The organism is Ferruginibacter profundus (assembly GCF_054783275.1).
The window spans coordinates 1,313,278-1,335,927 of sequence record NZ_BAAGQW010000001.1 but is presented as its reverse complement, the minus strand read 5'-3'; the positions used below and the strand labels follow the sequence as shown (position 1 = coordinate 1,335,927).

Here is a 22,650-nt window from a genome sequence, read left to right as displayed (position 1 = left end):
TTACCGTGGTAAGTTACTTACAATTGGCAACTTCAAGTATGGAATCAATTAATTTAGTCCAGCTGAGTTTTTTCTTTTCTTCTATAATATAAGGCAGGAAATAATTCTCTCCTTTATCAAAATAATCTATTATTTTTTGTGCAAGAGATATTGCATTGGGGGCTGCCACCAATCCTGCTTTATTATCGGGCACCAGCGCCGGCAACCCACCAACATTGGTAACTATCATGGGCTTTTCAAAATGATAGGCGAGTGGAGTAACGCCGCTTTGCGTGGCATTGCGGTAAGGTTGTATCACTACATCAGCAGCACACAAAAAATATTTTACTTCGCTGTCAGTGATAAATCGGGTATGTAAGATCAAATGCTCTTTAATGCCCAGTTTTTCTATCTGCTCGTCATATGGTTTACGGTCTTCATAAAATTCGCCGGCAATAAGAAATTTGGGCATTATTGCCTGATCACGGTCTTTTAAAATTTTAACTGCGTCCAGTAATATATCCAGGCCTTTATATTTCCTGATGAATCCGAAAAACAATACTATTTTTTCCTGAACACCGATGCCCAGTTTTTCTCTTGCTACTTCTTTACTAATTTTTTCTCCAAAATTGTCGTACAGGGGATGCTTTACTAATTGTGCAGGTTTATTTTTTTCAAATAAACGAAGGTCGGCCAATACTTTTTCGCTCATTACAATAAATGCATCCACCGGCTTTAAAAAATATTGTGTAAATGGTTTATCTCCAAAACGTTTTTCGTGGGGAATAATATTATCTGCTATGCAGACTATTTTAGAATGCTTATTTTTTTTTACCAGGCGTAAGATGGTGCCCAATGCAGGCCCCATCAATGGCAGCCAGTATCTTACAATTACAAGGTCTGCATTTTCTTTTTTTATCCGGTTGCCCGCTGTTATCCAGTTAAGCGGATTTACAGAATTGATGCAAACTTTTATATCCAGGTCTTTGGGTGCAGGTTCTTCGGAATATTGTGATGTACCGGGAAAAATAAATGAAGGGTATTGCAGGGAAAAAGTATAGATGCTGGTTTGATGGCCTTCCTGCATGAACTGGCGTGCCAGCCGTTCATTAAAAGTGGCCATGCCACCCCCACGCAATGGATGTGCCGGGCCAATGATAATTACTTTCATGATTACTGCAGGCCTTTTTTCTCTTCTATCAAATAGTTATTTCGTTCAGGAGAATTTCTTGCGATAAGTTCGCCTATAAAACCAGCTAAAAATAATTGCGAGCCAATGATCATTATTGATAATGCAATATAAAATACAGGACGGTTGGTAATAGTAAAATCAAAATTTATCAGCTTGCAAATAATAAGATATGCACTGAAGCATACACCAATAAAAAAACAAATGGTGCCCCATAATCCAAAAAAGTGCATAGGCCTTTTACCAAATTTACCTACAAAGGTTATGGAGAACAGGTCGAGAAAACCATTCACAAAACGCTCCCAGCCAAACTTGGTTACCCCGTATTTCCTGGCACGGTGCTCCACTACTTTTTCGCCGATTTTTTTAAAGCCGGCCCATTTGGCAAGTACCGGAATATAGCGGTGCATTTCGCCATACACTTCAATACTTTTAACCACTTTCTTTTTATAGGCTTTAAGGCCGCAATTAAAATCATGCAGCTTTATGCCGGAACTTCTTCTTGCCGCAGCATTAAATAATTTGGAAGGGATATTTTTGGTGAGGGTGTTATCATAACGTTTTTTCTTCCAGCCGCTCACAATATCAAAGCCATCTGCCACAATCATTTTTCTCAGTTCGGGAATTTCATCAGGGCTGTCCTGCATATCGGCATCCATAGTAATGATCACATCTCCCTGTGCTGCTTTAAAGCCTTCGTTCAATGCGGCACTCTTGCCATAATTGCGTTGAAATTTTATGCCTTTGATATTAGTATTGCTGTTGCGCAAATTTTCAATTACCTGCCACGAAGCATCGGTGCTGCCATCATCAATCATAATTACTTCGTAAGAATAATTGTTGGCCAGCATAACTCTTTCAATCCAGGCACAAAGCTCCGGTAAAGACTCTTCCTCGTTAAACAGTGGTATTACAATTGATAAATCCATCGAATACTTTTATAATTAAAAATCAATTTTTATTTTGCGATACTAAAAATCCTGCTGTAACTACCGAAACCAGCACCCCGATAATCAGGTATTTAAACAAATGAATACCTACCATCATCGGCAGAAAAATACTTTTCATTTGTTTTGCATTTTCTGCAATTTCAGCCGGCATATGATTGCCTTCCTTAAGCAACAACTGGTTATTGTTATTGATCCATTCGTCCCTGATGCCGGTATTGATCATATAAAAAATAAAACAGTAAATTACCATTAATAAAGTAACTACAATAAATGTTTTAAAGCCGGCCTGGAAATAGAGTTTAAATTTTTTCTCTTCTGTATTGGCTTTATCAAAAGCTGTTATACTCCACACTATACCAATAGCGTAAATGGTGAGTACTGCAAATTGTTCTTTGCTGTTAAAAGGTATTTTTAACCCGTAATAGCAAATCACACAGGCAATAATCATTAATGCTCCGGTTAATATACCTTTATACGCTGCCGTAATATTTGTCATACTCAATTCAATTCCACTTTACCCTTATTAATAATGCCGATTACTTTTCCTTTTAGTTTTTTACCTGTAAAAGGAGAGTTCTTCGATTTTGACTGTATCATTTTTTCTTCAAAAATATATTCGGCTGTTGCATCAAATAATGTAAGGCAGGCCGCAACGCCTTCTTTTATTTCGGGTATTGCTATGCCGAATATGTTGCGTGGGTTAACACTCAAAAGTTCGATCAGCTTTTCGGTACCCAATTCAAAATTACCCAGTACACCAAATAAGGTTTCCAGGCCTATCATACCTTCTTTGGCATATTCAAACTCACAGGTCTTGCCATCCCAGTTTTGCGGAAAGTGATGCGACGCAATGCAGTCTACAGTACCATCGGCCACTGCTTTCAATAATGCCTCTTTGTCTTTAGCAGTTCTTAATGGCGGGTTCACTTTTAAATTGGTATCGTAGCCCTGCATATCAGCATCTGTAAAATACAGGTGATAGGGGGTAACAGAGCAACTTACCTGGGTGCCGCCTTCTTTTGCCCTTTTAATATATTCTAAACTTTTAGCGGAAGATACGCCGGTAAAATGCAGTTTACTTTCGGCATACCTGGCCAGTTTCAGATCTCTTGCAATCAATATTTCTTCTGCAATGGTGGGTTTGCCCGGCAAGCCCAATCGGGTAGAAATAATGCCTTCATTCATTAACCCGTTAGCGCCAATACTTTTGTCTTCGGGAATTTGTATCACCGTTCCATCAAAGCTTTTTACATATTGCAATGCTTTAAGCACAATACCTGCAGATTGTATGGGATTAGTGCCATCGCCAAAGGCGGCGGCACCGGATTGATGCATGTCGTACATTTCTGCCAGTTCCTTACCTTCCGCATTTTTAGTCACCGCACCAATAGGACGAATGTTTACCGCCAGTGTTCTCGACTTTTGAATGACATATTCCACCTGCGACTTATTATGTACCACCGGGCTTGTATTAGGCAGCACCAGCACATCAGTAAAACCACCCGCAGCAGCAGCTTTGGCGCCGGTTTCCAGTGTTTCTTTATACTCGTGGCCGGGATCGCCAAAGTTGGCAAAAATGTCCATCCAGCCAATACTGGCACATAAACCTTGCTGGTCAATCACCTGGTCGACCTGCTCAGTAATGGCATCGCTGATCTTTGCAATAGTGCCATCAGTTATTAAAATATCCTTGGTTTGTCCGTTAAAAGGAGAGGTGGGGGAGATGATCCTGGCTTGTTTAATTAAAACCTTCATGTAAAAAAAAGTTGCGCAAAGATAATAAGATAAGTTGAAGTTTTTAAAGTTGAAATTTTCAATTACTTTTGCCCTCCGGTAAAATTTAAAGCATCAATTCTGTTCCATATAAACAGGGCTTCAAATTTTCGGTCATTCGGGATGTAGCGCAGCCCGGTAGCGCACACGTCTGGGGGGCGTGGGGTCGCAAGTTCGAATCTTGTCATCCCGACAAAACAAAATCTCTGCATTTGCAGGGATTTTTTTATGCCCCATTTTGCTTATATTCAACCCATAAAATAACCATCATGAACCAATCCCATTCAGACCGTCGTAAATTTTTAAAAAAGGCTTCCTTATTGTCCGGTATGTATTTATTATCAGGATTTCAAAATAAGGTAAGATCAGAAACTATCGTTCAAACAAATACAGCACCGGTTATTGCCAACAGGATAAAGTTTGCTGTTATTAATATCGATCATCCGCATATTTACGGCATGACAGATGCCATTAAAAGAGGGGGTGGGGAATTAGTGGCTTTGTATGCAAAGCAACCCGAGCTGACAGCGGCGTTTTTAAAAACCTATCCCGAAGCAAAACTGGCAAAGAATGAAGATGAAATTTTAGAAGATCCTTCGATTCAGTTGGTATTAAGTTCAGGCATTCCCGATGAAAGGGCACCATTAGGTATCCGGGTAATGAAACATGGCAAAGATTATCTCACCGATAAACCGGGTATTATAACTTTAGACCAATTGGCTGCAGTAAAAAAAGTGCAACAGGAAACAAAACGCATTTATTCCATCATGTATAGCGAACGTTTTGAAAATAAAGCCACCGAAAAAGCAAGCCAGTTGGTGAAGTCCGGGGCAATAGGCCAGGTTATTCAAACCGTAAATTTAGCGCCACACCGCATTAATAATGGTGTGGGTAAAACCGGTTTGGCCGTGCGGCCCGATTGGTTCTGGGATAAAAAAAGATATGGCGGTATACTCACTGATATTGGATCGCATCAATTTGATCAGTATTTACATTTCACGAGTTCTACCGAAGCGGATGTACTGATGTCGCAGGTGGGCAATGTGCATCATCCCGATAAACCCTTATTTGAAGATTTTGGAGATGTAATGTTGAGTGGAAACGGTGGCACCGGTTATATCCGTGTTGACTGGTTTACACCGGATGGTTTAGATACCTGGGGAGATGGCAGGTTAACTATTTTAGGAACGGATGGTTTTATTGAGGTAAGAAAAAATACAGATATCGCTTCAGGGAATAAAGGCGGCAATCATTTGTATATGGCCAACAAAAAAGAAATGGTACACATGGATTGTAATAATGAGGTGTTGCCTTTTGGCCCTTTGCTGGTAGATGATGTTATAAACAGAACTGAAACTGCCATGTCGCAGAAACATTGTTTTTTGGCAACTGAATTAGCATTGAAGGCACAGAAAAAAGCGAAGGCACTTCAATTAAAAAAGGCATAATAAAAACTCCGGGTTTAATAACCGGAGTTTCAATATTTCCTTTTTTTTTCTCCGCCGGTATTACCCGGTTCAGGTATTGGGAGTATGTTCTCGGGCCTGTGTTTACCAGGCTACCTCGGGCCTGAAACTGCTGTAAATAACCATAAAAAAAGATGCCTTAAAATTGTTGCACAATGGTAAAGCCAGGCATGGATCTTTTACCCCTATACCGCAGTTGAGGAATAAAATGCATGGCTAAATAGTGTGGAAGGGTGGTTGTACGTTTTCCCGGTACAGATAATAGTGCAGCAGATTTTTATGATGCGTTTTTCTTTTTCGGAGCCGTTTTTTCAGCCACTGTTTCTTTTTTTTCCGGAACCTTAGCACCCGCTTTTCGGGCCTCAGACAAACCTATGGCTATGGCCTGTTTGCGGCTGGTTACTTTTTTACCACTGCCGCTTTTCAATGTGCCTGCATTCTTTTCATGCATTGCTTTTTCAACCTTTTCACTTGCTTTTTTTGAATACTTTGCCATAAAATAATTTTTAAGTGTGTAATAAAACGGGGGATAAAAATTATTTTCAATTTACATGCCAGTATAAAATGTACAACTTTGCAGCGGTGGGTGCACAACACGGGCTGCATGTGCTATAGCTGTTGGGCGATGTACAAGTAAATAAAAAAGCGATACCAGTTTATTTGCGTTTAAGCGTAACTGTTATATTTAAGGGTTTTCAGTGTATCCGCAGTGATAAGGAAAAAATTACTGGTCGTTGCTTTTATAACTTTTGATCTTGTTATATAAAGTTTTACGGTCAATATTCAGTAATTCTGCCGCTTTGGTCTTATTAAAATTCACTTCTTTTAAAACCTGCATGATAGTTTCGTATTCGGCACGGGATGATGCTTCTTTCAGATCGGCATGAGGTGCTTTGGGAAATACATACTCCGGCTGCACAACATTATCGGTAAGGGGATGGTCTGATGCCCGGCTTATTTCCTGGGGTAGTGTATCCACCGTTATATTACCCTTAGTGGTGAGCAATGCGCATCTTCTTATCACATTCCTGAATTCTCTTAAATTTCCCGGCCAGTTATAACGGATGAACAAATCCATAACTTCGTCATCAAACCCATCCAGTTGTTTGTTTAGTTCTGCAATTGTTTTCTTTAAAAAAAAGCCGGCAAAAAGAGGAATATCATCTTTCCTGTCTCTTAACGGAGGCAGGTGAATAGAGAATTCATTAAAACGGTGGTACAGGTCTTCCCTGAATTTTCCTTTACTGAATGCTACTTGTAAATTTTCATTAGATGCAACAATTACCCTTACATCAGTATCAATTTCTTTATTGCCACCTACACGTTTAAATTTCCGTTCCTGTATTACCCTTAGTAAAGAAGCTTGTATTTCTGCAGAAAGGTTAGCTACTTCATCTAAAAACAAAGTGCCGCCGTTGGCAAGTTCAAAATGCCCTTCCTTATCGGCCAGTGCGCCGGTAAAAGATCCTTTTACATGCCCGAATAATTCACTGCCTGCCAGTTCTTTTGATAAAGTACCGCAATCCATTGCTATAAAAGGCTTACCGGCCCTGTTACTTCTCTGATGAATTGTTTTTGCAATTACTTCTTTACCGGTTCCGCTTTCGCCATAAAGGATAATACTGAAGTTAGTGGGAGCCACCAGGTCTATTTGCCTGTACAGTTTTTTAGATGCCGTATCATGGCCTTCCATGAATTCATTATTTTCCACGGTGCCCGGCGGCCTGCTTTTGTTTTCTTTAAAGGCAGGGTCGGTAGTTGTTTTTTCTCCGTTTAACTGATTAATGGCCTTGCTCAGCACAGCTAACACCTCGTCGGGAATGAGGGGCTTTGTAATATAATCATAAGCCCCGGCCTTTATTACATCCACGGCTGTTTTTATATCGCTGTATCCTGTAATAATAAAAACTATGGTGGCGGGCCGGTGTTGTTTTATTTCCATTAAAATATCCTTACCGTCTTTTTTATCACCCAAACGGTAATCGCATAATACAATATCAAAGATACCGGCAAGAAATTTTTCGATACCCTTAACACCGGAATGTGCTGTATCCACCTCGTAGCCATTCTTAATGAGCAACCTGTCCAGCAGCATACACATATCTACATCATCATCAATAATTAATATCCTCTTTTTCATCCCAATACTTTTGTAATTCAAAGGTACAATTACCCATTCAACCCAATAACAAAAAAAAGGGTTACAAATTCAGATAACTTTCATTGTAAACCCTTAACCCAAAACCGAAACTGTAAACCAATGTCATTTATTTTTATTAATATACGGTACTGTTATTTTATCGTATTATATATCAATCACAAAGAAAATAACCTGCCAGAAATAATAATGGCTGTATCGGGGCAATTATATTTCAGGAGCTGAAAAAATGGGGATTAATTTCCCCGTAATGAGAAAAATATTAGGCAATTGATACTCTAAATAATAGGTATTGCTGAGTATGCAAAACCAATTATTCGTTTACTTCAGGAAATTTGAATTTGATAATAAAGCTGGTACCAATGCCAGGTTTACTGCTTACATTAATGGTGGCCCCGTGATTTAAAATGATATTCTGCGTATTGGTAAGTCCGAGCCCGTTACCATCTGGTTTTGTTGTAAAGTAAGGTTCAAATAAATTATTAAGTTGTTCTTCCGTCATGCCATAACCATTATCGGTAATTTCCACCACGCATTTGTTTTCATCTTCAAAAGTTTGAATTTGTAAAATGCCTTTACCGGGTTGCATAGCTTCTATTGCATTGACAATGATATTTAAAAAAGCAATTTTAATTTTTTCGGCATCAACGAGTATACTGCAGATACCGGCGTCATATTTTTTTATTATGGTGATATGATTTAATTCAAGGCGATCCTTCGCAAGGTCAAGCGACTCATCCAATAAGTTGTTTACAGAAACTTTGGAGAATGTAAGTTCTGCAAAACGTGTAGCAGTAAGTAATTCACTGATTAGCTGGTTGATCCGCTTACTGTTCCTGTCTACCATGTCAAATAATGTGATGGCGTTGGGGTCCTGTACCTGCAGATCGGATTTTAACTGGGCTACTGCCAAATCAATATTGGTTAAGGGATTTCTTACCTCATGCGCAATGGTTCTTGCAATACGGCCTGTGGCAGCAAATTTCTCACTTCTTCTCATTAAAATAAGTTCTTTATTGGCTTTGTCCAGTTCGGCAATTCGCTGCTGCAATTCCAGCTGGTAATTACTTACTCTTTTTTCAGATTCTAATCTTGCAGCATATTCCCTGCGGTAGGTGATAAAACCAAATATTGCAAAAACCAATGCCATAATGAACGATACCACAATGATCACATTAAGTGTTTTGTATTTGGTATCTAATTCTGTATTCCTGGCACCCAGCAGATTTTTTTCATATTGTTGCATAGCGCTTACCGTTGTCCTGATGCGATCCATTTTTGCCTTACCCAGGTAAACAGAAGTTAATAAAGTATCGGTACCAATATAATCTATCTTGCTGTAATTATTAATATCAGATTGCAATTTATCATACCTTTCTCTTATCAATACACTAAGCGTGGGGAGGTGTTCTTTAAGGTTGCTGTTATTTTCAGATTCTGTTTTTAAAACGGTTAAGGTTGATCTTACAACAGCAAGGCTGTTAAGGTAAGGTAAAAGAAAACTGGTATCACCGGTATTGATAAAACCCCGTACACCTGTTTCGGCATCTTTAAGCCCCGACATCAGCATTTCGAGAGAATTGATGGTTGAATTAGTGTTATTTACCCAACCGCTTTGCCTGATCAGTTGCTTGTTACCATATAGCGTAAGTATGTAGGAGATGAGCAGTAATACAAAAGCCGACGAGTAGCCTAACTTAAGCCTGAATTCAAATGCTATTTGTTTTATTGTTTTTACCATTTCAATAGGAGTGGAGTAACTGCTTTTTTGATGCCTGATTTTCAGAAGAGCTACAATTATAGTATAAATTTCGAGCCAGACTTGTTCGGGGTGAAAGCTTTCCGGAAAATTTGCAGAGATAAAGCTAAATAAAAATCCTGCTACCATCAAAACGTCTGCAGAAAACATATAAATATGCTGTGTTTATACAGCAATTTTTGTTACTGGTTTGTTTAAAGTATAAGTAAGAAAGATAAACAGAAAATTTTTTCAAAAACGGTAATGAAATATAACTGTATATAGTACACTAAAATAGTAATGTCCAGGTTTTTTGCAGTAAGGTAGCTGCATAAGTACAAAATCCGGCGCTAGGAGTTATATGTAGCCCTAAGATTGCCGCAATAAATAAAAAATAATACTACTGGCGTGATGATGCATACAAGCTAAAATAAGCAAACAATATAGCAGGCGATAAGTAAGCGGCTGTTTAAGATGGAAACTGGTGCAGGAGGAAATCTATGGTACGGAGAATTGTTTCTCTTGAAAATGGTTTGGAGATAAACAAGTTAGCGCCCTCCATCAGCGCTTTTTTTCTGTCGTCCGGAGTGTCATAGGCCGTTATCATAACCACAATGGAGCCGGGGTGGTTCTTTTTAAGATAGCTGATAAATTCCACCCCTTTACTGTCGGGCAGGTGGTTATCCAGAAAAATGATCTCGGGATTGGTGTTCAGTAATACACGCCTGGCCTCAGTTATGGAATTTACATACTCCGAGGAAATGTTCTTATTAAGGAGTATACTCCTTAATAAATAACAAATATCAATCTCATCATCGATGATTAATGCCTTCACCAGTTTTTATTAAAAGCAGGGTTAACAGGTTATGTAGGTGCATCTAACGGTTAATAACCGGCAATTAACCTGCCAGTTATTATACCGGTACCTTCTATAAAGCTACAAAAGATATTGACTCCCGATAACCCTTGTTGTGCAGAATTTTCCCCGGTGAGGGAAAATTATTCTCATTTTCAATCTGTGTGTTTTGTATTTACCGGGTTTGAAAACATAGCACCAACTTTTTGTATCCAGCTGGATACAGGCCCTTTCATTTTATTGATATTATCATCCAATGTATTATCAAACACCCATTCGCCAGCATGTATTTGTGGTGGCAGGTATAATAAAATTGTAGGCAGCTGTATATGAAAGTAATGTTTCAATTGCTCCGGTGTGGAAATGGAAAGTTGTTCCCTAATGATACGATGACATTCCAGCGCAATTGAATTGATAGCATTCCTCACAATTCTTTCAGACCGGTGCCCGTAAGCAGCAATACGTTCTGTAACCTCGTTTTTGTAGTCATGGAATATGGCATCCACCCAATTAGTATTGGCCACCGGGTTTAAAAAATTTCCGGCGCCTTCGTCTGATTGTATTAAACGATAAAGGCCGGCAAGTGTGGCGGGTATTGCCGCCTGCCCGATATCACTTTCTGTGGGTGTTTTATTTTTTTCTGCCTGAGAAGTATTGGGGTCTATCTTTTGCAGCGGTGGATAATCCAAATTTTTTCTTACTTCTTCTAAAAGATTTACTGACATGATTTTTGTTTTTTAAGTTAGAAAATTTCTTAGCCTCAGATCGCATCCTCTTATGTAATATCAATTAAAAAATGTGCCGTTTATTGATCCGGGTAACAATGTGCACGCTGCTGATGGAAATTATTGCCCGCTGCAATATCCGGGCACGGGCTTTTACTGTATGGCGGTTTGTTTTTGCCGTGGCATACAATTTGTTTCTTGTTATTCAGATAATTACCTCTAAAAGTATCAGGCATCCGAAAAAATTTTTACTTCTTTTTTTTCTTTTATCATTTAAAATCACAACTATCATGAAAAGGAAAGTAATTATTCTATGCGCCGCATTCATTGTATTAATGAGTGCTTTTATTTCACGTAAAAATGCCCCTCGGGTATAAAAGGAATTATCAGCCCGCCGGATGCAGCTAAATCGGTATGGGCAGTTAAAAACAGGGATTCAGTTTCCACTGCACCGGCAGCGGGAAATTTTACCCTTGATCTGAAGCCTGGTAAATGGAAACTGCATGTAACTGCGATAGCACCATTTAAAGATGCTTATGTTGAAGAGGTTCTGGTAGAAGAAGGTAAGTATACAGACCTGGGCGAAATAAAACTAAAAGGAGAAATCAAATAATGGAACAATTATTTGCTGCAGGAAAAAGGATTTTCCTGCAGCAATTGCAAACAGGCAAAGCCGGCAAAAGAATGCCGGCTTTATTACAGTGATATTGAAATTGATTTACCTGAGTATGAGTATAAGTAACAAAATGATAATGATGATTCCTCCTATTGAAATATAGATTTTATCATTAAGGCCATCTGCCTTTTGTTTAAGACTGCGCAATTCCCTGCGTAGTTCTTTTTTCTCGCCGGCGGTAAGATGGGATTTGTCCATGGCCTGTATTTCATTAACCCGGCTTACAATCAGCGCAAATGTTTTGCTATCAGCTAAGCTATCAGCCGGGTTTACAGCAGCAGCAATAATTCGGGTATTTTTTGCCGCCGCATAGTGATGTAGTGGCAGTAATAATAACAGCACTATTCCGCAACTTATGATGGCTGGTATTATATAATTCCTTGGTGTCATTGTATTAAAATTTTGTAGTTAAAAAATATTTTAAGTAATTATAATTGCCGGCAAGTTTATAGGAAAGGTCAAAAAAATCATGCCACTTAATACTGTAAATGCATGTTTGAAAACAGGTATTGCATTACAAAGGCCGGTTTTATAAACCGGCCTTCCCTGTATTCAGCTATAACTTTATTGTTGCTTACACTGTGTTATGGCAATAATGCCGTGGCAATAACATTTACGGTTATGGTGGTATTTATTCCAAGGTCGAGGTTAAGAGGATCCAGGGTACCTGACCCCAATACTACAAGAGTACCTTTAAGTTCTAATATACCATCTGCATTGGTGTCTTTATAACTTGCATAATGTATTTCGTAGGCTCCGGACTCTAAGAAATGTAATTGATAGGTACCATCAGCAGCCACTACAGCACTTGCCACAGCATTACTGAATTCTACATTGCTAGCGCCCTGCCCGGATAATTCAGTAGCTCTGTTGAATGTGCCTTTTTTATAGGCATAAGCTACCTTTTTTCCATACAACGAAAGGCTGTCTGTAAGTTTTCCTGAAATTGTGCCTGTTTTGTTTTCTGCTACTACACGTATATCATGCTGCAATTCAGCATTGGTAGCAAAATCATACATATCGCCGGGGTTGCCACCGCTTTGGCGAACGAGCATTTTGCGCAAATCAAAATCTGCTACCAGGCTGTTAGATGTGCCTGCCTGTAAATCAAAACTCTTTGTAATGGTAATAGTATTGCTGGCAGATTGCAGTTTATGCTTTACGCCGCCGCTGCTTAATACATAACAGCCAGGTGATGTACCGCTGGCAGTGGTGTCGAAATTTAAAACAAAACTAATACTGCTGTAAGTTTTTCCGGTAAGATTAAAAGTACCCAGGTTGCTGGTATTACCGTTTTGTAAAGTAGCAAGGTTTACAGTGGTTTTGGTAAAACCTGCAACACTCTGGCTATCTAATTTAATATCTGTTATAGTTACAAATACCCCACTCACTGCAGTGTCGTCTATAGGAGCATCCGTAATTTTAATAGTGGTAGCGGCTGCAGTGTCAGCATCGTTGTTGTCTTTAGAACAAGATGATTGTATTGCCAGTAATAGTAACAATATACCCGTGTACATCATTGCGAGGGTATAGTTGATTTTTTTTGTTTTCATAATGTTTGATATTTAAGTGTGGAATATTACTTTGTAAGTTTTCAAAGCATGTGCCAACACTTAGTATTGTGGACAAAGCATGAGTACGGATGACATTATCTTAGGTAAAGGCCCCGTTAATAATTTACATAGTTGCGCTTTTAAAAATCATACAATTAAAATATTGCCTGCAGTAACTGAATGAAAAAATAGTACCGATTCATAGACATAAGGCTGTATACTAACTCTATATCCCGTTAGTAATATTATAGCGTTACGCCAACGGTTACCAGTGGTTGATTTTATTTACTCTCCTGGCGTATTAAAAAACGATGAAAATTATTGCGTACAAATTTTAACAGCAATACCAATCAAAGGAGTTCCCGTATCAAGGAAAAATTTCCCCGTTATGTGTATATACAGTTACGTGTTAATATTTTTTTGATGATATAAACGCTGCAATAAATAAAACAACTGTTTTACAGATCGCCTCAAATTACGTGTGTGCAGATAAAAACTAAACCGCAGCAATTGTTTTGTGCCGCAACACTATTAGTATTTATAAAATACGGCTAGTACAGGGCTTCCTTTGGTATGCCCGTGCAAATACATGATTGTACAAATTGCCATGCAAGTTGGTAAAATGCTGCCAGGTGCTTTAAAATTAATACCTGGAATATGAAATATAAAAATAATGAGGCACCTGGTGAGGAGAGGCCGCAACCGGCCACCTGGTAAAATTTTAAAGGCATGATATTGGCATACTTAGGTGAGGAACTGGCATTAAAAATATCGACCGATGAAAAGATTTGGAAAAAAAAAGGATACAGCTATTCTGGAATTGTTACCGCAGGCTGTGGCCACGCTTAAAAAAAACATGCTTGATTCCATCTTTGGGGAAAGCCGGAACGATAAATACAGTAACGAAAGGCCTCCACTGAGGTCGGAGTTATTTACCGAAGAACAACTGAAACAACACGCAGGTGTAATTTCTAAAAAGCATGTATTACTTGCCGGGCAACCTTCTGAACAATTATTGAAACGGCTTGCAGAGAATGAAAAAATATTACTGGAAGTACATACCGTATTAACCACTGCAGCTGGTAAAAATGAAAGGATAATGCCGGCTGCAGAATGGTTACTGGATAATTTTTACCTGATTGAAGAACAGATCTACCTCGGAAAAAAACATCTGCCTAGAGGATACAGCAAGGGACTGCCGCAATTGTTAAAAGGAGAATCGGCAGGTTTGCCCCGCATTTATGATATAGCTGTGGAAATTATTTCCCATAGCGACGGGCATATCGATATCAATAACCTCACCGGTTTTGTTACTGCCTACCAGGTAAATACTTTTTTAAAGATCGGGGAGTTATGGGCATTCCCTATCATGTTGCGCCTTGCATTAATTGAAAACATCCGCCGCCTGTCGATACAGATCTCTGTAGATATCAGTAATAAAAACCTTGCTGATGACTGGGCAGACCAATTGATCAATGCAGCAGAGCATGAACCTAAAAACCTGGTGCTTATCATTGCTGATATGGCAAGATCAGATCCGCCAATGGTAAGTTCATTTATTGCAGAACTCGCCAGGAGGTTAAGAGAAAAGGGCAGTAGTCTCTCACTGGCAATGAACTGGATTGAGCAACAATTATCTGATCATGGATTAACCAGTGAAGAGCTGATTCAGCAGGAAAACCAAAAGCAGGCTGCGGACCAGGTTTCTATCAGTAACAGCATCAGCAGCCTTCGTTTTTTGGGCAATACAGACTGGCGTGAATTTGTAGAAAATACCTGCATTGTAGAAAAGATACTCCGGCAGGATATTAACGGTACATACAGCCAAATGGATTTTTTTACACGGGACCAATACCGCCATGCAGTGGAAAGGATAGCGAAATTCAGCAGTTGTACAGAACAGCAGGTGGCAACAATGGCTATTGAGGCCGCAGCAAATGCAGCTGATACTTCAAATGACAGCAGGCTGTTGCATGTGGGATATTACCTGGCAGGTAAAGGATTGTTGCAGCTTGAACGGCTGGCAAAAATGAAAGGGTCCGCAATGGATACCTGCCGTAAAATCAGCCGCCGGTTTCCCTTATCTGCCTACCTGGGAGGGATTGCTTTACTAACAGCACTGGTGGCCTGGCCATTATTCAGACTGGCAAGCAACGAAAACGTAGTGTATTCGATACTGGTAGTTATTGTGCTTGCGATATTGTTCACTGCCAGTCAGCTGGCAGTAAACTGTATCAACTGGCTCATCACAATTTCAGCAAGGCCCCGGTTATTGCCTAAAATGGATTTTTCAAAAGGTATTCCGGAAAATTTTCGCACCATGGTAGTAGTCCCCTCATTGCTCACTTCTGTAAAGGGTATTGATGAGTTGATTGAAAAACTGGAGATACGTTTCCTTTCTAACCGCGATGTTAATCTTTGTTTTGCCCTGCTTACAGACTTTAAAGATGCCCCACACCAGTTTGCACCCGATGATAAAATGCTGTTGCAGGCAGCACAGCATAAGATTATTGAACTGAACAAAAAATATGAACGCCCCACCAACGACACTTTTTTTCTTTTTCACAGGGCACGCAAATGGAACGAAAAAGAAAAGGTATGGATGGGGCATGAACGTAAACGTGGAAAGCTTGCAGAGCTCAATAAATTAATACTGGATAAAGAAGGCCACGATTTTTTTTCTATTATCGGAGAAAAAAATATATATACCGATGTGAAATTTGTTATAACCCTTGACGCTGATACCTCACTGCCCAGAGAAACTGCATGGAAAATGACAGGCACGCTTGCGCACCCGTTGAACCAGGCTGTATTTTCAGAAAAGAAAAAAATTATAACAGGCGGTTACAGCATATTGCAGCCAAGGGTATCTAATAGTTTGCCGGGCGAAAGCAGCTCGTTATATGCAAAAATACATGGCAACGAACCGGGCACCGATCCTTATACACGTGCTGTTTCAGATGTTTACCAGGATCTTTTTGCTGAAGGGTCTTTTATCGGAAAAGGTATTTACGATGTGGCCATGTTTGAAAAAGTATTGAGTGATGCATTCCCCGAAAACCGGATACTGAGTCATGATCTTTTAGAAGGCTGTTATTCCAGGTCGGCACTTATAACAGATGTACAACTGTACGAAGATTATCCACAGCAATATATTGCAGACATGAAACGCCGCCACCGGTGGGTGAGGGGAGACTGGCAAATTGCAGGATGGATTTTACCGTTTGTAAAAGGTGCAGATAATAAATGGCACCGCAATCATCTTTCCATGCTGTCTCGCTGGAAAATAATGGATAACCTCAGGCGGAGCCTGGTACCAGGTTCGTTGTTGTTGCTTTTTATTTACGGATGGGTGGTATCTTCTGTGCCCTGGCTATGGACGATGTCCCTGCTTTTAATTTCGGGCTTTCCTGTACTGCTAGGTGTAATGTGGGAATTATTGGTAAGGCAACCCGACGTTAATTTTTCGCAGCACGTAATATTTACGGCAAGAACTGCCAAAGACCGCTTTTTAAGATTGTTTATTGATATTGCGGCCCTGCCTTATGAAGCCTGTGTGAATGCCCATGCTATTATGATCACGCTCTGGCGGATATTGATCTCAGGAAAAAGACTATTAAAATGGGATCCGTATAACCAGGGGCAAAAACAAAAAAGCATTGGTCAGGTTTACCTGCAAATGTGGATGGCGCCTTTTTTTGCTGCGGCCGTTTTCGTGTATCTCAGTGTTTATTTTCCGGTGGTACTTGTTTTCGCATACCCCTTACTGGCAGTTTGGGCACTGGCCCCGGCAATTGTGTGGGTCATAAGCAGGCCCGAAGGACACAAAGGGGCAGCTATAACCATCGGTCAGTCGTTTTACCTGCGTAAACTGGCAAGAAAAATATGGTCCTTTTTTGAAACCTTTGTTACAGGAGAAGACCATTGGCTGCCACCCGATAATTACCAGGAGCATCCCATTGAAAGGGTTGCACACCGTACATCACCCACCAACATCGGGATGGCTTTGTTGGCTAACCTTGCGGCTCATGATTTTGGTTATATCACCACAACACAGCTGATTGAACGTACCGGCAATACTATCAATACGCTGCAGCAGTTGGAAAAATACCGCGGTCATTTATATAATTGGTATGATACCATTACGTTACTGCCATTGCAGCCTAAATATATCTCTACTGTTGACAGCGGCAACTTTGCCGGGCACTTAATTACTTTAAAACAGGGCTTGCATGAGCTGGCAAATAAAAAGATTGCCGGCAGGTTCTTCTTTGATGGTTTTCTGGATTCCGTATATATCATCATTGAAAAAATAAACAACCCCACACATATCAAACACCTGAAAAAATACGTGCATGAGCTAAATGAAGAATATGACCACGTGGTAAAGGATATTGCAGGTACCAAAAAATTGGCTGATAAAATGCTGGCTGCTTTTGAGCAGGAGCTATCGGCAATACAGCTTACCGCAGGCAGCGAGGAAGAATGGTGGGCAACAAAGGCAAAAGCACAACTTACTGCAGTTAGTAACCAACTGGCAATGTTATGCCCCTGGATCGATATGCCTGCACCACCTGAAAAATTTAACGTACTTATCAGCGCACTGCCTGCCTGGCCCACCCTGAGGCAACTGGCAGCCATTGAAGCAACTGTATTGCACAAGATAATAGCATTTGATGCTGAAGATAATAATGCAGCAGAGGATGACTGGCTGAACCAGTTCCGGGAAATAATTACGGTATCGGGTACACGTGCAAAAGAAATGCTGATCATAGCGGAGCAATTGGTTGTAAAATGCCATACACTCAGCATTTTCGACTATGATTTTTTATACAACCGGCCACAGCATTTACTTACCATCGGGTATAATGTGGATGATCACCGCAGGGATAACGGGTATTACGACCTGCTTGCATCCGAAGCAAGGCTTACCACATTTATTGCAATAGCCCAGGGTAAGTTACCGCAGGAAAGCTGGTTTGCCTTAGGCAGGCAGCTCACCAGTATGAACAATAGCCCGTTGCTGTTATCCTGGAGCGGATCAATGTTCGAATACCTGATGCCGTTACTGGTAATGCCAACATACGAAAACACATTACTGCATCAAACTTATAAAACTATAGTTAACAAGCAGGTTGAATATGGTAAAAAAAGAGGCGTTCCGTGGGGCGTTTCCGAATCGGGATATAATATGGTAGATGCCAGCCTTAATTATCAATACAAGGCATTTGGCGTTCCGGGTACGGGGTTTAAACGTGGGCTTGGTGATGAATTGGTGATATCTCCTTATTCCACAATCATGGCTTTAATGGTAAGTCCTGATGAAGCCTATAATAATCTGCAGCTGATGAAACAATCGGGCTTTGAAGGCAGGTATGGATTTTATGAAGCCATCGACTATACCGGTTCACGTGTGCAACGAAAACAACCTTTTACAGTGATACGTTCCTTTATGGCGCATCACCAGGGTATGGGATTATTATCGCTGGCATACCTGCTTTTAAATAAACCTATGCAGGAAAGATTTGCAGCTGATATTCAGATGAAATCTGCGTTGCTTTTATTGCAGGAAAGGGTACCAAGGCTTACAGGTTCTTACACGCCCGATTTATTTAGTGCAGGCATACCGGCAGGAACAGGTACTGATTTATCGATGAGGGTGATCAACACTCCGCATACAGCTATTCCCGAAGTACACCTGTTATCAAACGGGCATTATCATGTAATGGTTACAAATTCCGGCGGCGGCTACAGCAGGTGGAAGAATATTGCGGTTACCCGTTGGCGTGAAGATGCTACCTGCGATAACCGGGGCAATTTCTGTTATATAAGAGATGAGGAAAATGACACTTTCTGGTCGGTAGCCTACCAGCCTTCATTACAACAGGGCGATAATTACGAAGCTGTTTTCTCCCAGGGAAAAGCAGAATTCCGGCGTACCGATCTGATGATGGAAACACATACAGAAATTGCAGTTTCGCCGGAGGATGATATTGAGCTGAGGAGGGTTCGTATCACCAACCGGTCCAGGAGAAGGAGATCTATAGAGATCACGAGTTATTTGGAAGTGGTAATAGCACCACCGGTTGCTGAAGAAATGCACCCTGCTTTTAATAATCTTTTTGTAGAAACGCAGGTAATACCCGAAAGCCACGCTATCACCTGCACACGCCGGCCAAGGTCGGCAGATGAACCGGTACCCTGGATGTTTCACCTTATGAAAGTAAATGATGCTACGGTAAAAACATGGTCTTACGAAACAGACAGAAACAGTTTTATCGGCAGGGGCAATACTGTACATAAACCCAATGCAATGGATAGTGTAAACCAACTGGCGGGTGGCATTGGTGCCGTACTGGATCCTATTGCGTCTATACGGTACAGTATTGTAATAGAACCGCATGCCTCCGCCACTGTCGATATTATTACCGGTATTGCAGAAACTAAGGAACAGTGTAATATGCTGATCAAGAAATACCAGGATCAGCACCTTACCAGCCGTGTGCTGGAACTGGCGTGGACACACAGCCAGGTAATTCTGCGGCAGATCAATGCATCAGAATCAGAAGCACAGTTATATACCCGTCTTGCAGCTTCTGTGGTATTTGCCAATGATTCTTTGCGTGCAGACCCTGCAGTGATAATCAGGAATCAACGTGGGCAGTCGGGTTTATGGGGATATTCTATTTCAGGGGATCTTCCCATTGTATTACTGCAGATTGAAGATGCCAATAATATAGAGCTGGTAAAACAAATGATCCAGGCACATACTTACTGGCGTATGAAAGGTATTATTGCAGACCTGGTGATCTGGAATGAGGATCATGGTGGTTACCGGCAGGTACTGCAAAACCAGATATTAAGCTTGCTTACCCCCGGCGTGGCTGCAGATATGAAAGACAAACCGGGAGGTATCTTTATACGTTCATCCGACCAGATATCGAATGAAGACAGGATACTCTTTCAAACCGTAGCCAGGGTGGTAATTGCAGACAAGTGGGGAAGCCTTGAAGAACAGGTACAGCGGCGAGTTAAGTTAAAGCCTGTAATGCCCTATTTCAGGCCCGTAAAATTTCATGCCTCAGTACTCACCAGCATACCCCAGCCTGGGGAGCTGCAGTTTTTTAATGGCACCGGAGGGTTTGCTGCAGATGGTAAAGAATATGTGATCAGCACATCGGCATCACAAATCACACCGGCACCCTGGAGCAATATATTGGCCAATCCTGATTTTGGCAGCATTATAACCGAAAGCGGACAGTCATACACCTGGGTGGACAATGCCCACGAGTGCCGTCTTACACCATGGAATAATGACCCTGTTACCGATCTTAAGGGTGAGGCATTTTATATTAAAGATGAGGAAAGCGGAAAATTCTGGTCTCCGGCACCGTTACCTTGCAGGGGTATATCCAGGTATGTTACCCGCCATGGTTTTGGATATTCTGTTTTTAGTCATAGTGAAGATGGGATAGAAACTACCATGACAGTATATACAGATATCAAGGCACCGGTTAAATTCATCTGCATACGGCTGCTTAATAATTCCGGCAGGCCAAGGCGGCTGTCTGTTACCGGTTATGCCGAATGGGTTTTAGGAGACCTGAAGGGCCGGACACAAATGCACATAGTAACTGAAACAGATATACGAAGTGGCGCTATCCTTGCAAAAAATGCCTACAGTGCAGAATTTAATAACAGGGTAGCTTTTTTTGATGCGGATGATGTAAAAAGAACGATCACCGGCGACCGTACAGAATTCATTGGCCGAAACGGAACAATAAGTAACCCGGATGCCATGTACAGAACCAGGCTGTCGGGCAGAACAGGGGCCGGGCTTGACCCCTGCGCTGCAATACAGGTACCGGTGGATATTGGAGAAGAAGATGTTAAGCAGGTGGTTTTCCGGTTAGGGGTTGCAAAAAATACGCAGGAGGTGCTTTCTGTTATAAAAGAATTTGAAGGTACAGCCGCAGCAGAAAATGCCTTGCAAAAAGTAAAGGACTACTGGCAACAAACTTTAAGTGCTGTACAGGTAACAACACCGGATGCTGCCGTAAATATTTTAACCAACGGATGGCTTAATTATCAAACCCTGGCCTCACGTATATGGGGAAGAAGCGGTTTTTACCAGTCAGGCGGTGCTTTTGGTTTCAGGGACCAGTTGCAGGATGTATTATCATTGATCCATACCAGGCCGGCAATTACAAGAGAACAGATACTGCTATGCGCTTCCCGGCAATTTAAAGAAGGGGATGTGCAGCATTGGTGGCACCCTCCATCAGGAAGGGGTGTACGAACCACCTGCTCAGATGATTTTCTATGGCTGCCCTTTGTAACAGAAAAGTATATTACAGCAACAGGTGATAAAGGGTTGCTGGATGAAACAGTTACGTTCCTGGAAGGAAGGTTACTGAATGCCGGAGAAGAATCGTATTACGATCTTCCTGTTATTGGTGAACAGCAGGCAACACTGTATGAGCATTGCAACAGGGCTATTGAACATGGCTTGGCTTTCGGGGCTCATGGCCTCCCATTGATAGGGTCAGGAGACTGGAATGATGGCATGGATAAAGTGGGGCACCATGGTAAAGGCGAAAGTGTGTGGCTGGGCTTTTTTTTGTATGATATACTCATAAAATTTATTGCCATTGCAACGTTTAAGAATGATAAGGAGCTTGCCGCTAAATGGCAGACCGCTGCACTGCAGCTGCAGGATAACATTCACCGGCATGCCTGGGACGGACAATGGTTCATCCGTGCTTTTTTTGATAATGGAAGTCCACTGGGCGCATCACAAAATGCTGAATGTAAAATTGATTCATTGGCCCAAAGCTGGTCGGTACTGTCCGGTGCAGCCGATCCTGAAAGAGCAAAAATGGCAATGAATGCAGCCGGTAACTATCTTGTAAAAAGAGACGACGGCATTATAAAATTATTTGATCCGCCGTTTGATACATCTGCCATGAACCCGGGTTATATAAAAGGATATGTGCCGGGCGTAAGAGAGAACGGCGGACAGTATACCCATGCAGCAATATGGCTGATAATGGCATTTGCTGCCATGGGCAACAGGGAAAGCACCTGGGAACTGTTACAATTGGTAAACCCGTTGATACGGGCCAAGGATGCCGATGCCATGGAAAAGTATGCAACAGAACCTTACATAATGGCTGCTGACGTTTATGCCGAACCGTTACATAAGGGCAGGGGCGGCTGGACCTGGTATACCGGTGCAGCAGGCTGGATGTACCAGCTTTTAACAGAATCGTTTGCAGGGCTTAAGAGAAGAGGGGACAGGCTTTATATACAGCCCTGTTTACCGTCACATTGGGAAAACATACACATACAATACCGCTTTATTTCCACTATTTATAATATAGAAGTGAAGTGGGGTGCAACTGCAACTGACACAAAAATTATAGTGAACGGCCAGGAAGAAAGTAATGATTTTGTTACATTGATAGATGACGGCTTTGTACATGAAGTTGTAATAACTACAGGCTACAAAGATAAACAGCCATTTGAAAAAAATAATCTGCCAGCCGCTTTAAAGGTATGAATTGCAAAAAAAGAGAACAGGTTTG

General features: G+C 41.0%; 13 protein-coding genes and 1 tRNA gene. 3 read left to right on the top strand and 11 right to left on the bottom strand.

The window, feature by feature from the left end:
• Positions 1-13: 13 nt before the first annotated feature.
• The 4 genes from ACYVM0_RS05605 to ACYVM0_RS05590 are packed head-to-tail and all read right to left on the bottom strand — an operon-like array spanning position 14 to position 3,873.
• Positions 14-1,150 carry a glycosyltransferase family protein gene (locus ACYVM0_RS05605; RefSeq protein ID WP_460553747.1) on the bottom strand — a complete coding sequence of 379 codons (1,137 nt, stop codon included), beginning with the start codon at positions 1,148-1,150 and terminating at the stop codon, positions 14-16.
• Between the two features lie 2 nt (positions 1,151-1,152).
• The gene (locus tag ACYVM0_RS05600; RefSeq protein ID WP_460553744.1) at positions 1,153-2,097 is read right to left on the bottom strand and encodes a glycosyltransferase family 2 protein; all 945 of its coding nucleotides are present in this window, start codon (positions 2,095-2,097) and stop codon (positions 1,153-1,155) included.
• A 22-nt stretch (positions 2,098-2,119) separates the two neighbouring features.
• Positions 2,120-2,614 carry a DUF4199 family protein gene (locus ACYVM0_RS05595; protein WP_460553741.1) on the bottom strand — a complete coding sequence of 165 codons (495 nt, stop codon included), beginning with the start codon at positions 2,612-2,614 and terminating at the stop codon, positions 2,120-2,122.
• Positions 2,615-2,616: 2 nt separating this feature from the next.
• Positions 2,617-3,873: a dihydroorotase gene (locus tag ACYVM0_RS05590; RefSeq protein WP_460553738.1), complete on the bottom strand. Its 1,257-nt coding sequence runs from the start codon at positions 3,871-3,873 to the stop codon at positions 2,617-2,619.
• Between the two features lie 137 nt (positions 3,874-4,010).
• Between ACYVM0_RS05590 and ACYVM0_RS05585 the strand changes: the two genes are divergently transcribed.
• Both ACYVM0_RS05585 and ACYVM0_RS05580 read left to right on the top strand, forming a co-directional pair.
• Positions 4,011-4,084, top strand: a tRNA-Pro gene (locus ACYVM0_RS05585).
• 76 nt (positions 4,085-4,160) lie between these two features.
• Entirely contained in the window at positions 4,161-5,339 is a 1,179-nt protein-coding gene (locus ACYVM0_RS05580) for a Gfo/Idh/MocA family protein (RefSeq protein ID WP_460553735.1), read from the top strand.
• 295 nt (positions 5,340-5,634) lie between these two features.
• Here ACYVM0_RS05580 and ACYVM0_RS05575 read toward each other — a convergent pair whose 3' ends face one another.
• The 7 genes from ACYVM0_RS05575 to ACYVM0_RS05545 form a co-directional block, all read right to left on the bottom strand.
• On the bottom strand, positions 5,635-5,853 hold the full coding sequence (locus ACYVM0_RS05575) for a DUF6496 domain-containing protein (protein WP_460553733.1): 219 nt from the start codon (positions 5,851-5,853) through the stop codon (positions 5,635-5,637).
• A 228-nt stretch (positions 5,854-6,081) separates the two neighbouring features.
• Positions 6,082-7,497, bottom strand: coding sequence for a sigma-54-dependent transcriptional regulator (locus ACYVM0_RS05570; protein WP_460553730.1), 1,416 nt, complete (start codon positions 7,495-7,497; stop codon positions 6,082-6,084).
• Between the two features lie 331 nt (positions 7,498-7,828).
• Entirely contained in the window at positions 7,829-9,424 is a 1,596-nt protein-coding gene (locus ACYVM0_RS05565; protein WP_460553727.1) for a CHASE3 domain-containing protein, read from the bottom strand.
• A 298-nt stretch (positions 9,425-9,722) separates the two neighbouring features.
• Complete coding sequence (locus tag ACYVM0_RS05560; RefSeq protein WP_460553723.1) at positions 9,723-10,088, bottom strand: response regulator; 366 nt, start codon at positions 10,086-10,088, stop codon at positions 9,723-9,725.
• A 176-nt stretch (positions 10,089-10,264) separates the two neighbouring features.
• Positions 10,265-10,834 (bottom strand): hypothetical protein, encoded by a 570-nt coding sequence (locus ACYVM0_RS05555; protein WP_460553720.1) that lies wholly within the window; start codon positions 10,832-10,834, stop codon positions 10,265-10,267.
• A gap of 718 nt (positions 10,835-11,552) precedes the next feature.
• On the bottom strand, positions 11,553-11,900 hold the full coding sequence (locus ACYVM0_RS05550) for a hypothetical protein (RefSeq protein ID WP_460553717.1): 348 nt from the start codon (positions 11,898-11,900) through the stop codon (positions 11,553-11,555).
• A 194-nt stretch (positions 11,901-12,094) separates the two neighbouring features.
• Complete coding sequence (locus ACYVM0_RS05545) at positions 12,095-13,063, bottom strand: DUF4382 domain-containing protein (protein WP_460553714.1); 969 nt, start codon at positions 13,061-13,063, stop codon at positions 12,095-12,097.
• A 778-nt stretch (positions 13,064-13,841) separates the two neighbouring features.
• Between ACYVM0_RS05545 and ACYVM0_RS05540 the strand changes: the two genes are divergently transcribed.
• The gene (locus ACYVM0_RS05540) at positions 13,842-22,625 is read left to right on the top strand and encodes a GH36-type glycosyl hydrolase domain-containing protein (protein ID WP_460553711.1); all 8,784 of its coding nucleotides are present in this window, start codon (positions 13,842-13,844) and stop codon (positions 22,623-22,625) included.
• Positions 22,626-22,650 lie beyond the last annotated feature (25 nt).

Bases quoted from the DNA above. Each gene is read 5' to 3' on its own strand.
- ACYVM0_RS05575 (WP_460553733.1), bottom strand. From the start codon at position 5,853: ATGGCAAAGTATTCAAAAAAAGCAAGTGAAAAGGTTGAAAAAGCAATG.
- ACYVM0_RS05540 (WP_460553711.1), top strand. From the start codon at position 13,842: ATGAAAAGATTTGGAAAAAAAAAGGATACAGCTATTCTGGAATTGTTA.
- ACYVM0_RS05590 (WP_460553738.1), bottom strand. From the start codon at position 3,873: ATGAAGGTTTTAATTAAACAAGCCAGGATCATCTCCCCCACCTCTCCT.
- ACYVM0_RS05580 (WP_460553735.1), top strand. From the start codon at position 4,161: ATGAACCAATCCCATTCAGACCGTCGTAAATTTTTAAAAAAGGCTTCC.
- ACYVM0_RS05545 (WP_460553714.1), bottom strand. From the start codon at position 13,063: ATGAAAACAAAAAAAATCAACTATACCCTCGCAATGATGTACACGGGT.
- ACYVM0_RS05570 (WP_460553730.1), bottom strand. From the start codon at position 7,497: ATGAAAAAGAGGATATTAATTATTGATGATGATGTAGATATGTGTATG.
- ACYVM0_RS05605 (WP_460553747.1), bottom strand. From the start codon at position 1,150: ATGAAAGTAATTATCATTGGCCCGGCACATCCATTGCGTGGGGGTGGC.
- ACYVM0_RS05555 (WP_460553720.1), bottom strand. From the start codon at position 10,834: ATGTCAGTAAATCTTTTAGAAGAAGTAAGAAAAAATTTGGATTATCCA.
- ACYVM0_RS05565 (WP_460553727.1), bottom strand. From the start codon at position 9,424: ATGTTTTCTGCAGACGTTTTGATGGTAGCAGGATTTTTATTTAGCTTT.
- ACYVM0_RS05550 (WP_460553717.1), bottom strand. From the start codon at position 11,900: ATGACACCAAGGAATTATATAATACCAGCCATCATAAGTTGCGGAATA.
- ACYVM0_RS05600 (WP_460553744.1), bottom strand. From the start codon at position 2,097: ATGGATTTATCAATTGTAATACCACTGTTTAACGAGGAAGAGTCTTTA.
- ACYVM0_RS05595 (WP_460553741.1), bottom strand. From the start codon at position 2,614: ATGACAAATATTACGGCAGCGTATAAAGGTATATTAACCGGAGCATTA.